This window comes from Kineosporia sp. NBRC 101677, from assembly GCF_030269265.1.
Classification (GTDB): domain Bacteria; phylum Actinomycetota; class Actinomycetes; order Actinomycetales; family Kineosporiaceae; genus Kineosporia; species Kineosporia rhizophila.
In genome coordinates this window covers 1-11,108 of sequence record NZ_BSTA01000028.1, presented here as the reverse complement: position 1 = coordinate 11,108, position 11,108 = coordinate 1, and the positions used below count along the sequence as shown (strand labels likewise).

The following is an 11,108-nucleotide window of genomic DNA, read 5'->3' as shown; positions in this document are numbered from 1 at the left end:
CCCGACGGGGGTCGGAGAAACCTGACGAACCAGAGACCATCAGCCAAGTGACCAGAAAATCTTCTGGCCGATTTGGCATCGGTTGTTCAGATGCACTGTTGAGTTCTCAAGGAGCGGACGCTCCCGTGCTCCGGCCTTTCGGCTTTCGCTCGGGGCGACGAGAAGAACATTAGCCCTTCTTCGTTCAGCCGGTCAAATCCGCGTTTCGCGTTCCTGACCAGCGGTAAAACATTCATCAACGGCAATAGACAGAGTCCACCCGGGTGACCCGAAAAGGGACAGACGAGTGCGATCTGACGATGACCGGAGATGTGGGTACCTCCGCGGAACCGGCCACTTCCGTGTCCGTTGCTTCCGTGGTGTCGGCGGCCGCTTGCACGGCTCCCGAAAACCCTCGGAAGACATTACCAGGACTTGAGCGCCGGCCCGACCAGATCACCCTGACGGCGGTCACGGTCGGGCAACGCCCGCAGCGCCCTCCTACTGGGCGCCGGACGCCTTCAGAAGACGGGTCGTGCCGATCTCCGCAGCGTTCTTCATGAGTTCCGCGTTCACCCAGGCCGCGGTGTCGGCCACCGTCCGGCCCGCGTCGGCCGGCCAGGGGTACGACGCGGGTGCATCAAGCGTCTCGTCGTCCAGTGCGTCCAGCACCGCCACCCAGGCCACGCCAAGTTCTCTCAGCCAGTTGCTCGCCGGCTCGCCGACCCCGGGCCAGGTCACGTCGAAGGGGTCGAGAGGCGGGCGGCCGGCGGCGTGCTCCAGGGCGCTGCCCAGCCACCAGCCCAGGTGCCAGCTGGTCCAGGCGATGGTGGGCACCGGGATCGGGTCGGGCTCGCTCTCGGCCCAGTCGGGGACCCAGCTGCCGTCCGGCTGGGCGTTCATGGTCCAGCACAGCGGGCCCGGTTCCCAGAGGAAGTCGGCCTCCTCCAGCCGTTCCAGGTGGTACTCGAAGAACGACCAGGCCAGGTCGAACTGCCAGCGCAACAGGTCACGACGGGGAGACTCCATCCGGCGACCCTGTCACGTGATCATCTGTGCGGCAACGGCGCTGGTGGCCACCCCGGAGCCCGCGGCCGGACCACCTTCCGGGGGCAGTGCACCGGATGGTCGCGGCATAAAATGCCGGTCATGGCCGACTGGACCTTCCGCCCCGCGACCGACGACGACCTGCCCCGCATCGCCGATCTGAAGGTCCTGGTGATCCGCGAGCACCTCGAGCGCCTGCGCCCCTGGGTCGAGGAGTCGGCCCGTCAGTACCTCTACGAGCGCTGGAACGCCGCCAACGTGCGGATCATCGAGGTGGCCGGGGTGTTCGCCGGCTGCGTGGCCCTGCGCCAGGCCGACGACTGCCGGTGGATCGAGCAGTTCTACCTGGTGCCGGAGTTCCAGGGGCAGGGCCTGGGCAGCGCGGTGCTGGGCGCCCTGTTGGAGGAGTGCGACCGTGACCGGGCAGTGGTGCGGCTCGACGTACTGCAGAAGAGCCCGGCGCGGCGACTGTACGAGCGGCACGGCTTCGAGTTCGAGCACGAGGACGCGCTCGATGTCTTCCTCGTCCGGCACCCGAGGTAGACCGACCGCGAAAGCCCAGCACAAACGTCCTCAGGCTCCGGGGTTCTTGGCAATGCGCACGCTGTCGGCCCATTCCTTCACCCAGGCCGGCAGCTCCAGCTCGGCCGGGTAGCCACCGACCAGCTCCTCGAGCTCGGTCTGGGAGACGGACCCGCCGCTGCGCTTGAGGAAGCGCGCCTGCACCACGGCCCGGGCGACGGTCTCGCCGCGCCGCACGAAGGTCTGCTCCACGTAGGTGTTGCGGTTGTCGACGCCGAGCATGCGGGTGTGCACGTGGAACTTCTCCCACAGCTTCAGCGAGCGGCGGTAGGTGATGGTCTGGGCGGTGACCACCGGGTACCAGCCGCGGGCGGTGATCTGCGGCCAGTGCCCCGAGCGCTGCAGCCAGTCGAGCCGGGCGAGGTCGCAGAAGGCCAGGTAGCGGCTGTTGGTGAGGTGCCGGATCACGTCGAGGTCGTTGGGCAGGACGCGGAACGGGGTGCGTCCTCCCTGCCAGACGTCGGTGCGGCTCCGGGAGCGGCCGAACAGGCTGAGCAGGAGCAGGCGGAGGTACAGGTTCATCGGGCTTCCCAGGTCGGAGCGCTGCGGGGACCGAGCCGCTCCAGTGCGTCCGGCCCGGTCATCCTAAGCAACCGCTTTGCTGGGGCCCGGTGGGGCTGGGCGAAGATGGACCGGTCGCCACTCCCCCGACCGACAAGGACCTTCATGCGTCTCCTGCTCATCCGTCACGGACAGACCCATTCGAACGTCAGCGGCTCGCTGGACACCGCCCGGCCCGGGGCGGATCTCACCGACCTCGGCCGTGAGCAGGCGGAACTGCTGGTGGAGCGGCTGAAGGACGAGCCCGTCGACGCGCTGCACGCGAGCACGCTGGTGCGCACGCAGCAGACCATCGCCCCGCTGGCCCGGGCGCGGGGGCTGGAGGTGACGGTCCACGACGGCATCCGTGAGTGGGACGCCGGTGACCTGGAGATGAACAACGACCTGGAGTCGGTGGACCTGTACATCAAGGTCGCGATGAGCTGGGCTGCCGGCCAGACCGAGGTGCAGATGCCCGGCGGTCCCACCGGGGAGCAGGCGCTGGGCCGGTTCGACGCGGTGATCGAGCAGATCGCCGGCTCGGGCGCCCAGTGCGCGGCGGTGGTCAGTCACGGTGCAGCCATCCGGACGTGGGTGGCGGCGCGGGCGCGGCAGGTGGATGTGGACTTCGCGGCGGAGCACCCCCTGCTGAACACGCAGGTGGTCCGGCTGGTGGGCGATGCGCAGGCGGGCTGGGAGGTCGAGGACTGGGGCTGGTGACGGATCTGAGGCCGGGAATACAGTGCCGAAGTGGCTGACATGCGCATCGCGGTGGTGGGTGGCGGGCCCGGCGGCCTGACCTTCGCTCGTGTCCTGCACCGTCTCGGCCGGTCCGTGACCCTCCTGGAACGCGATCCCGGCCCCGACGCCCGTCCTCCCGGCGGCTCGCTCGACCTGCAAGAGGGACTGGGTCAGCTCGCGCTGGAGAAGGCGGGGCTGCTGGCGCAGTTTCAGGCGCTGTCTCGCCCCGAAGGGCAGGCCATGCGGATCTTGGACGTGGACGGCCGGGTTCTGCGCGACTGGCACCCGGGTGCCGATGAGCAGGCGAACCCCGAGATCGACCGTCGGCAACTGCGTGACCTGCTGATCGGCCCGCTCGAGGTGCAGTGGGGCCGTGCGGTCACGCGGGTTGTGCCGGAAAACGGTGGCGCAGTGGTCCACTTCGCGAACGGCGCGCCGGAATCGTTCGACCTGGTGGTCGGAGCCGACGGCGCCTGGTCGCGGGTGCGGCCCGCGGTCTCGCCGGCCACGGCCCAGTACACCGGGGTCACCGCGGTCGAGACCGACCTGCGTGACGTCGACACCCACCGGCCTGACCTGGCCCGGCTGGTCGGCGACGGGACGATGGCGGTGTACGGCGTGAACCGGGCCGTGGTGGCGCAGCGCAACAGCGGTGGCCAGGTGAAGATCTACGCCCAGTTCCGCGCGCCGTTGAACTGGCATGCCGACCTTGACCTGACCGATCACGACGCCGTGCGCTCGAGCCTGCTGGAGCGTTTCGACGGCTGGGCCGATCCCGTCCTCGAGCTTCTGCGCCAGGGGCGCACTTTCGTTCACCGGCCGATCCATGTCCTGCCGGTGTCGCACACCTGGACGCACGTCCGTGGGGTGACGCTGCTGGGTGACGCCGCGCATCTGATGCCGCCCCTGGGCGCCGGGGCGAACCTGGCCATGCTGGATGGCGCCGAACTGGCCGAGGCGATCGCCACCGGGGACCTGGACGAGGGTGTGCGGGGCTTCGAGGAGCGCATGTGGGCTCGGGCCGGCCGGTGGGCGCAGATCACCGCGGCGGGTCTGGAACGTCTGGTCAGCCCAGACCCGGCCGAGGCCCTGGCGCTGTTCGACCGGGTCAACTAGCGACGGCGGCGGAGGCTGCGGTCGTCGAGCTCGGGCGGGCGGTCGTAGCGCTCGTCGGGGGCGAGGTCGGTGCCCGGGGCGATGATCACGTCGATCGTGTCGAGCACGTCGTCTTCGAGGCGCAGGTGCAGGGCGGCGAGCTGCGACTGCAGGTGCTCGCCGGTTCGGGGGCCGATGATGGCCGCGGTGACGCCGGGGTGGGCGGTGACGAAGCCGAGGGCCAGCTGCACCAGGGTGAGGCCCGCGCCCTCGGCGACCCCGGCCAGTTGCTCGACCACCCGCAGGCGCTGCTGGTTGACCGGTTGCCCGAGGTCGAACCAGGCCGGGAAGTGCTGGGACCGGTGGGTGCGGACCGGCTGCCCCGCCCGGATCGCCCCGCTGAGCCAGCCGCCGCTGAGCGGGCCCCAGATCAGGGTGCCGAGCCGGTACTGCTGGGCGACCGGGAGCACGTCACGTTCGAGGCCGCGGGCCAGCAGCGAGTAGTTGGCCTGTTCGCTGACCGGGCGGCTCAGCCCGTGCTCGCGGGCCGTGTACTGCGCCTCGACCAGGTGGTGGGCCAGGTGGTTGGAGGTGCCGAAGTGCAGGATCTTGCCGGCCCGCTGCAGGTCGGTGAGCGCGGCCAGGGTCTCTTCGGGGGCGGTCTGCCGGTCGAGGGTGTGCACCTGGTAGAGGTCGATCCGGTCGGTGCCCAGGCGGCGCAGGCTGGCCTCGACCGCCCGGGTCAGCCAGCGCCGGGAGCTGCCGCTGCGGTTGGCGCCCTCACCGATCTGCAGGCCGGCCTTGGTGGCCAGGACCACCTGGTCGCGCCGGCCGCGCAGGGCGCGGCCGACCACCTCTTCGGAGCCGCCCTGACGGTAGACGTCGGCGGTGTCGACCAGATTGATGCCTGCGTCGAGGGCCTGGTGGATGATCCGCACCGGCTCGTCGGTGCGACCGTCGAAATTCATCGCGCCCAGGGCGAGCGGCGCGATGCGGATGCCGGTGCGCCCCAGCGTGCGGTGCTCGACGGGTTCGACGGGTTCGGCCGGCACGCCGCTCAGCGCAGACCGGCGAACAGGTCGGTCTCGGGCAGCGGCGCGCCGGTGGTGTCGTGCGCCCGCAGGAAGGTCTCGACCCCCATCATCCCGGTGAACCGCTCGACCCCCAGGCCGAGCATCATGGCGCTGTCGGACTGGCTGGCATGGGCCGAGAGGGCGTCGAACTTCTGCTGGCCCCAGGGCTTCACGTCGACCAGGGTGGTGAACTCCTCGTCGGGCAGGCCCATCGGCAGGCGCTCGCCGCGGTCGAGGGTGGCCTGCATGCCGGCCAGCATCTGCTCCATCTCGGCCTTCTCCTGCTCGGTGCCGAACTCGCGGGTGAGGTCGCCCCACGCCTTCATGTGCGAGTAGGGCATGGAGGACCAGTACACCTTCGCCGGCTGCCAGTTCTCACCGGCGAGCAGTTCGAGGGCGGCCACGGTGATGCGGTGGGCCTGGATGTGGTCGGGGTGGCCGTAGACGCCGTTCGCGTCGTAGGTGACGACCACGTCGGGCCGGTGGCGGCGCATCAGCTCGGCCAGCCGGGCCGCGGACTCGGCCACCGGCACCTGCCAGAACGCACCCGGCGCCTGGTTGGTCTCCCAGCCCATCATCCCGGAGTCGTGGTAGCCGAGCTGCTCGACGTGGTCGAGGCCGAGGACCTTGGCGCTGCGCTCCAGCTCGCCGCGGCGCACGGCCACCACGGCCTCGGCGTCGTGCGCGGCGTCACCCGGTTTCACCCCGCCCGGACCGTCGCCGCAGCGGCCGTCGGTGCAGGTGACGAGCACGGTGCGGATGCCTTCGGCCGCAGCCTTGGCGAACACGCCACCGGTGCCGGTGGCTTCGTCGTCGGGGTGGGCGTGGACGGCCATCAGGGTCAAGGTCACAACCGGCACATTAGCGGGGGCCACCGACAGTTCCGGAGCGGTTTTCGTTCTCGGCGCACCCGGGCATATCTGCGCCGTCCGAGATGTTCGCGCCTCGGTCAGGCCGAGCTCCGGGCGGTGCGCCTGGCCGTGGCGAGCCAGGCCGGCGCCCCGGGAGGTTCGTGGAAGCGGGTCTGGACGTGCTCGGGCTCGAGCCTCTCCACGATCCAGCCGACTGCCGGCGAGAACGTGGCCCTCAGGTCGGCCTCGCTCAAGGGGTGGGGCCCCGGTGCCGGCGGCCGGTCGGCGAAGCACAGCACGTGCAGGACGCCGTCGGGTTCGGTGACGGACGCCAGCTCCCGCAGGTAGCGGAGCCGCTCGGCAGAGTCGAAGGTGTGCAACAGACCGCAGTCGAGCACGGTGTCGAAAGGCCCGCCCAGCCCGCGTAGTTCCAGCGCATCACCCACCACGAACCGCACCTCGAGCCCGCGGGAGACGGCCTTGGCCCGCGCCGCGGCCAGAGCCGTCGGCGCGACGTCGAACCCCACCACCCCCAGACCCGACGCGGCCAGCCACAGCGCGTTCTCCCCGGTGCCGCAGCCGGCGTCCAGCACCGCCCCGGCGAAAGCGCCCTGCTCGGCCAGCCGGACCACCGCCGGCTGCGGCCGGTCCAGGTCCCAGGGCGCCGGGCCGCCCTGGTAGGAGTCGTCCCACGACCGGCCGCTGCGGCGCTCGTGGCTGGTCGGGGGCCGGCTCACCGGAAGGCGTCCAGCCCGGTCAGGGCCTTGCCGATGACCAGCGTGTGCATCTCCACGGTGCCCTCGTAGGTCAGCACCGACTCCAGGTTGTTCATGTGCCGGATCACCGGGTACTCCAGCGAGATCCCGTTGGCCCCGAGGATCGTGCGGGCGGTCCGGCAGATCTCCAGGGCCTCGCGCACGTTGTTCAGCTTGCCCAGGCTGACCTGGACCGGCTTGAGCGTCCCGGCGTCCTTGCGCCGGCCCAGGTGCAGCGCCAGCAGCAGGCCCTTGGTGTACTCCAGCTCCATGTCGGCGAGTTTCTGCTGGGTGAGCTGGAAGGCCCCGATCGGCCGGCCGAACTGCTCGCGCTCGCGGGCGTAGCGCACCGCCGCGGTCAGGCAGGTGCGGGCGGCCCCGAGCGAACCCCAGATCACCCCGAACCGGGCCTCGCTCAGGCAGGACAGCGGGCCGGCCAGGCCCTGCGACCCGAGCACCGCGGCCTCCGGCACCCGCACCTCGTCGAGCACCAGCTCGGCGGTGATCGAGGCGCGCAGGGAGAGCTTGTGCCTGATCTCGTGGGCGCTGAAGCCGGGCGCCGAGGTGGGTACGGCGAAGCCGCGGATGCCCTCGTCGGTGTTGGCCCAGACCACCGCCACGTCGGCGATCGTGCCGTTGGTGATCCAGGTCTTGGTGCCGCTGATCACCCAGTCCGAGCCGTCGCGGCGCGCGCGGGTGCGCATCCCGGCCGGGTCCGAGCCGTGGTCGGGCTCGGTCAGCCCGAAGCACCCGATCGCGTCCCCGGCCGCCATCCGCGGCAGCCACTCGTCCTTGATCTCGTCCGATCCCCAGCGCCACAGGCCGAACATGGCCAGCGAGCCCTGCACCGAGACCAGCGAGCGGATCCCGGAGTCCACCGCCTCCAGCTCCATGCAGGTCAGGCCGTACTGGGTGGGGGTCATCCCGGCGCAGCCGTAACCGGTGAGGTGCATGCCCAGCACCCCGAGCCCGCCGAGTTCCTTGGTCAGGCCGCGCGGGTCCTCGACCGTTCCCCGCTCGAACCAGTCCGCCACGTACGGCGCGATCCGCGCCTGTGCCATCGTGCGGACTGCGGAGCGGATGTCGCGTTCGTCGGCCGACAGCAGTTCGTCGGCGCCAACAAGATCAACGGCCACGTCGATGGGGTCCATCCGGCCAAAGCTAGGCTCGCCCCACCACCGAACACCACCCCTGACCAGTCAGGCCCCATCAACCAGGAGACGCCGCATGAGCCCCACTCAGCCGCCGTACCAGGTGACCGACCCCGCCACCGGCGAGGTGCTCGAGACCTTCCCGTTCGCCACCGACGCCGAGATCGAGGCGGCGCTGGCCGGGGCCGACTCCGCGTTCACCGCCTGGCGGGAGGTGCCGATCGCCGAGCGCGCCGCGATCGTCCAGAAGGTCTCGGACCTGTTCGGCGAGCGCGCCGAGGAGCTGGCCCGGATCTCCCAGCAGGAGATGGGCAAGGCCTTCGACGAGGGCAAGGAGGAGAGCGAGTTCTCCCAGGCCATCTTCGGCTACTACGCCACCGAGGGCCCGAAGCTCGCGGCCGACCGGCCGATCCCGACCAGCAGCGACACCGGCGGCACCGCGATGGTGGAGTACCGGCCGGTGGGCGCGGTGCTGGGGATCATGCCGTGGAACTTCCCGACCTACCAGATCGCCCGGTTCGCCGCGCCCAACCTGGTGCTGGGCAACACGGTGATCCTCAAGCACGCCGAGTGCGTGCCCCGCACCGCGCTCGCGGTGGCGCAGATCATGAAGGACGCGGGGGTGCCGGAGGGTGCCTACGTGAACGTCTTCGCCACCCACGAGCAGGTCGAGACGATCATCGCCGACCCCCGGGTGCAGGGGGTCTCGCTGACCGGGTCCGAGCGGGCCGGGGCGGTGGTGGCCGCGCTGGCCGGCAAGTACCTGAAGAAGTGCGTGCTGGAGCTGGGCGGCTCGGACCCGATGCTGGTGCTGGACAGCGCCGACGTGGCCAAGGTGGCACAGACCGCCTGGGACTTCCGGGTCTACAACAACGGCCAGGTCTGCAACTCCAACAAGCGCATGATCGTGATGGCCGACGTCTACGACGACTTCGTCGCCGAGCTCACCCGCAAGGCCCGGGAGATCGACCCGGCCGAGCACGCGCCGATGTCCTCGCGCCGGGCCGCCGAGGCGATCGACGCGCAGGTGCAGGAGGCGGTGTCGAAGGGGGCCACCCTGCACGCCGGCGGCGTGCTCGGTGAGGGGCCGGCGGCGAAGTACTCCCCGGGCGTGCTCACCGGTGTCACCCCGGAGATGGCGGCCTTCCACGAGGAGCTGTTCGGGCCGGTCGCGGTGGTCTACAAGGTCAGCAGCGAGGACGAGGCGGTGCAGCTGGCCAACGCCACCCGCTTCGGTCTCGGCGGCTCGGTGTTCAGCCAGGACACCGACCGGGCCAAGCGGGTGGCGCGGCGCCTCGACGTGGGCATGGCCGCGGTGAACACGCCGGCCGGCGAGGCGGCGGAGCTGCCGTTCGGCGGCACCAAGCGCTCGGGCTTCGGCCGGGAGCTCGGGCCGCTGGGCTTCGACGAGTTCTGCAACAAGCGGCTGTACTACGTGGCCGACTGAGCCCGACTGAGCACACAGATCCGGATGAAGGACGGCGCCGGGCCCGGTCGGGTCCGGCGCCGCCTTTGCGTCGGGTCGGGTTGCGGGACGGGCGGTCAGCCGAACCTGGGATCGGGCGGCAGGTGCAGGGCGAGCGCCCGCACCAGGTGGGCCTCGAGTTCGGTGTCGGGGTGCCCGACCCAGTACTGGTGGCCGGTGAGCATGGCCGCGACCAGCGCCTGACCCACCGCCACGGGGAAGAAGCCGTCCTCGGCGTGGCCGGTCTGCCGGGCCGCGAAGGCCCGGCCCGCGCTGCGCCAGCCCTCGAAGGCCCCCCACAGCTGGGCCTGCACGGCGGGCGTGCTGAACACCAGCTGGGCGCGGTGCAGGGCCCATTCGCGTTTGGCCGGGGTGGTGATCCGGTGCACGGTGAGCGCGGCCCGGCTGAGCACCTCGTCGTAGGGCCGGTGCTCCTCGGCCGCGGCCAGCAGTTCGGTGAACTGCTGGTTCTCGGCGGCCGTCTCCACCCAGAGCACGTCGGACTTGGTGGAGAAGTAGCGGAAGAAGGTGCGCCGGCTGATCCCGGCGGCAGCCGCGATGTCCTCGACCGAGACCTCCTCGAAGCCGCGTTCGAGGAACAGCCGCTGGGCGACGTCGGCCAGCGCACGGGCACTGGTCGTGGCCGGGCGACCACCGAGAGGTCCTGTCATGCCGGTCATGGTGGCCCACCGGGGGGCGACGGCAAACCATGACAAGATTCCGTGTCATTGCGTCTGGACAGGGGCAAATCGCCTGCCATAGGTTACGACACGCTGTGCCATAACCGGGGTCCCGTGGCCGCCCGGCCGCCGGGACCGAACCTGAAGGAGCTCCCCATGGGCCGCGTAGCAGGCAAGGTCGCATTCATCACCGGGGCCGCCCGCGGCCAGGGCCGCAGCCACGCGATCAAGCTGGCCGAAGAGGGCGCCGACATCATCGCCGTCGACATCGACACCCAGGTGACCTCCGCCCCCTACCCCACTGCCACCGCCGAGGACCTGGCCGAGACGGTCAAGGCCGTGGAGGCGCTGGACCGCCGGATCATCGCCCGCACCGCCGACATCCGTGACCTGGGCGCCCTGACCGAGGTGGCCAAGGAGGGCGTGGCCGAGTTCGGCCGCCTGGACATCGTCCTGGCCAACGCCGGCATCTCCAGCATCGGCCCGCTGCTCGACCTGGACGAGGCCACCTTCCAGGAGATGATCGACATCAACCTGACCGGGGCCTGGAAGACGGTCAAGGCCACCGTCCCGCACATCATCGAGGGCGGCCGCGGCGGCTCCGTGGTGATCACCAGCTCGCTGGCCGCGATGGTGGCCAACGGCAACAACGGGCACTACTCGGCGGCCAAGGCCGGTCTGGTCTCGCTGATGAAGACCGCCGCCAAGGAGTGGGCGCCGCACAACATCCGGGTCAACACCATCCACCCGACCACGGTGCAGACCCCGATGATCATCAACGACGCCACGTTCAAGCTGTTCCGCCCGGACATCGAGAACCCCACCTACGACGACTTCATCGTCGCCGCCAACACCCTCAACGCCCTGCCGGTGCCGGTCACCGAGCCGATCGACATCACCAACGCGGTGCTGTACCTGGTCTCCGACGAGGGCCGCTACGTCACCGGCACGACCCACGTGGTCGACGCCGGCGGCGCGCTCTGAGCCGGTAGCACCAAGGCCGCTCGAAGGCCGCTCGGGGACTAGGGCGTGTCCTGCGGATCTTGTTCATGATCGTGTGCAAATGATGGATTCGTGGTTGGACGTGGAGAACTGACGGATAAGGCGTGGGCGGTTATCGAGCCTCTGCTGCCCCTGGAAACAGGGCAG

12 protein-coding genes are annotated in these 11,108 nt (G+C 70.7%); 5 read left to right on the top strand and 7 right to left on the bottom strand.

Annotated features, from left to right (window positions below; all coding sequences use genetic code 11):
• Positions 1 to 480 precede the first annotated feature (480 nt).
• Positions 481 to 1,008 carry a DinB family protein gene (locus QSK18_RS35500; protein ID WP_232815421.1) on the bottom strand — a complete coding sequence of 176 codons (528 nt, stop codon included), beginning with the start codon at positions 1,006 to 1,008 and terminating at the stop codon, positions 481 to 483.
• A 120-nt stretch (positions 1,009 to 1,128) separates the two neighbouring features.
• Between QSK18_RS35500 and QSK18_RS35495 the strand changes: the two genes are divergently transcribed.
• Entirely contained in the window at positions 1,129 to 1,569 is a 441-nt protein-coding gene (locus tag QSK18_RS35495; protein WP_285628913.1) for a GNAT family N-acetyltransferase, read from the top strand.
• Positions 1,570 to 1,599: 30 nt separating this feature from the next.
• Here QSK18_RS35495 and QSK18_RS35490 read toward each other — a convergent pair whose 3' ends face one another.
• Complete coding sequence (locus tag QSK18_RS35490; RefSeq protein ID WP_285628910.1) at positions 1,600 to 2,130, bottom strand: acyl-CoA thioesterase; 531 nt, start codon at positions 2,128 to 2,130, stop codon at positions 1,600 to 1,602.
• Between the two features lie 144 nt (positions 2,131 to 2,274).
• Here QSK18_RS35490 and QSK18_RS35485 point away from each other — a divergent pair, with 144 nt between their 5' ends.
• Both QSK18_RS35485 and QSK18_RS35480 read left to right on the top strand, forming a co-directional pair.
• A complete protein-coding gene (locus QSK18_RS35485) occupies positions 2,275 to 2,868 on the top strand; it encodes a histidine phosphatase family protein (RefSeq protein ID WP_232815424.1) in 594 nt (197 codons plus the stop codon).
• Between the two features lie 39 nt (positions 2,869 to 2,907).
• Positions 2,908 to 4,005, top strand: a complete 1,098-nt coding sequence (locus QSK18_RS35480) for an FAD-dependent oxidoreductase (protein WP_285628918.1) — start codon at positions 2,908 to 2,910, stop codon at positions 4,003 to 4,005.
• On the opposite strand, the gene QSK18_RS35475 is transcribed toward QSK18_RS35480, so the two are convergent.
• From QSK18_RS35475 to QSK18_RS35460, 4 genes are all read right to left on the bottom strand, one after another.
• Positions 4,002 to 5,036: an aldo/keto reductase gene (locus QSK18_RS35475; RefSeq protein WP_285628905.1), complete on the bottom strand. Its 1,035-nt coding sequence runs from the start codon at positions 5,034 to 5,036 to the stop codon at positions 4,002 to 4,004. The two genes, QSK18_RS35480 and QSK18_RS35475, sit on opposite strands and share 4 nt — an antisense overlap.
• 5 nt (positions 5,037 to 5,041) lie before the next feature.
• Entirely contained in the window at positions 5,042 to 5,893 is an 852-nt protein-coding gene (locus tag QSK18_RS35470; protein ID WP_352396734.1) for a PIG-L family deacetylase, read from the bottom strand.
• Between the two features lie 113 nt (positions 5,894 to 6,006).
• Entirely contained in the window at positions 6,007 to 6,645 is a 639-nt protein-coding gene (locus QSK18_RS35465) for a class I SAM-dependent methyltransferase (RefSeq protein ID WP_285628900.1), read from the bottom strand.
• A complete protein-coding gene (locus QSK18_RS35460) occupies positions 6,642 to 7,814 on the bottom strand; it encodes an acyl-CoA dehydrogenase family protein (RefSeq protein ID WP_232815427.1) in 1,173 nt (390 codons plus the stop codon). The genes QSK18_RS35465 and QSK18_RS35460 overlap by 4 nt, the downstream gene beginning before the upstream one ends.
• Positions 7,815 to 7,890: 76 nt before the next feature.
• Here QSK18_RS35460 and QSK18_RS35455 point away from each other — a divergent pair, with 76 nt between their 5' ends.
• Positions 7,891 to 9,261: an NAD-dependent succinate-semialdehyde dehydrogenase gene (locus tag QSK18_RS35455; RefSeq protein ID WP_232815428.1), complete on the top strand. Its 1,371-nt coding sequence runs from the start codon at positions 7,891 to 7,893 to the stop codon at positions 9,259 to 9,261.
• Between the two features lie 95 nt (positions 9,262 to 9,356).
• Here the strand turns inward: QSK18_RS35455 and QSK18_RS35450 are convergent, their stop codons facing one another.
• Positions 9,357 to 9,950 carry an acyl-CoA-like ligand-binding transcription factor gene (locus QSK18_RS35450; RefSeq protein ID WP_232815429.1) on the bottom strand — a complete coding sequence of 198 codons (594 nt, stop codon included), beginning with the start codon at positions 9,948 to 9,950 and terminating at the stop codon, positions 9,357 to 9,359.
• A gap of 165 nt (positions 9,951 to 10,115) precedes the next feature.
• Between QSK18_RS35450 and QSK18_RS35445 the strand changes: the two genes are divergently transcribed.
• Positions 10,116 to 10,943 carry a mycofactocin-coupled SDR family oxidoreductase gene (locus QSK18_RS35445; protein ID WP_232815430.1) on the top strand — a complete coding sequence of 276 codons (828 nt, stop codon included), beginning with the start codon at positions 10,116 to 10,118 and terminating at the stop codon, positions 10,941 to 10,943.
• Positions 10,944 to 11,108: the final 165 nt, after the last annotated feature.

Coding starts and splice junctions, on each gene's coding strand:
- QSK18_RS35500 (WP_232815421.1), bottom strand. CDS start 1,008: ATGGAGTCTCCCCGTCGTGACCTGTTGCGCTGGCAGTTCGACCTGGCC.
- QSK18_RS35495 (WP_285628913.1), top strand. CDS start 1,129: ATGGCCGACTGGACCTTCCGCCCCGCGACCGACGACGACCTGCCCCGC.
- QSK18_RS35490 (WP_285628910.1), bottom strand. CDS start 2,130: ATGAACCTGTACCTCCGCCTGCTCCTGCTCAGCCTGTTCGGCCGCTCC.
- QSK18_RS35485 (WP_232815424.1), top strand. CDS start 2,275: ATGCGTCTCCTGCTCATCCGTCACGGACAGACCCATTCGAACGTCAGC.
- QSK18_RS35480 (WP_285628918.1), top strand. CDS start 2,908: ATGCGCATCGCGGTGGTGGGTGGCGGGCCCGGCGGCCTGACCTTCGCT.
- QSK18_RS35470 (WP_352396734.1), bottom strand. CDS start 5,893: ATGGCCGTCCACGCCCACCCCGACGACGAAGCCACCGGCACCGGTGGC.
- QSK18_RS35460 (WP_232815427.1), bottom strand. CDS start 7,814: ATGGACCCCATCGACGTGGCCGTTGATCTTGTTGGCGCCGACGAACTG.
- QSK18_RS35455 (WP_232815428.1), top strand. CDS start 7,891: ATGAGCCCCACTCAGCCGCCGTACCAGGTGACCGACCCCGCCACCGGC.
- QSK18_RS35450 (WP_232815429.1), bottom strand. CDS start 9,950: ATGACAGGACCTCTCGGTGGTCGCCCGGCCACGACCAGTGCCCGTGCG.
- QSK18_RS35445 (WP_232815430.1), top strand. CDS start 10,116: ATGGGCCGCGTAGCAGGCAAGGTCGCATTCATCACCGGGGCCGCCCGC.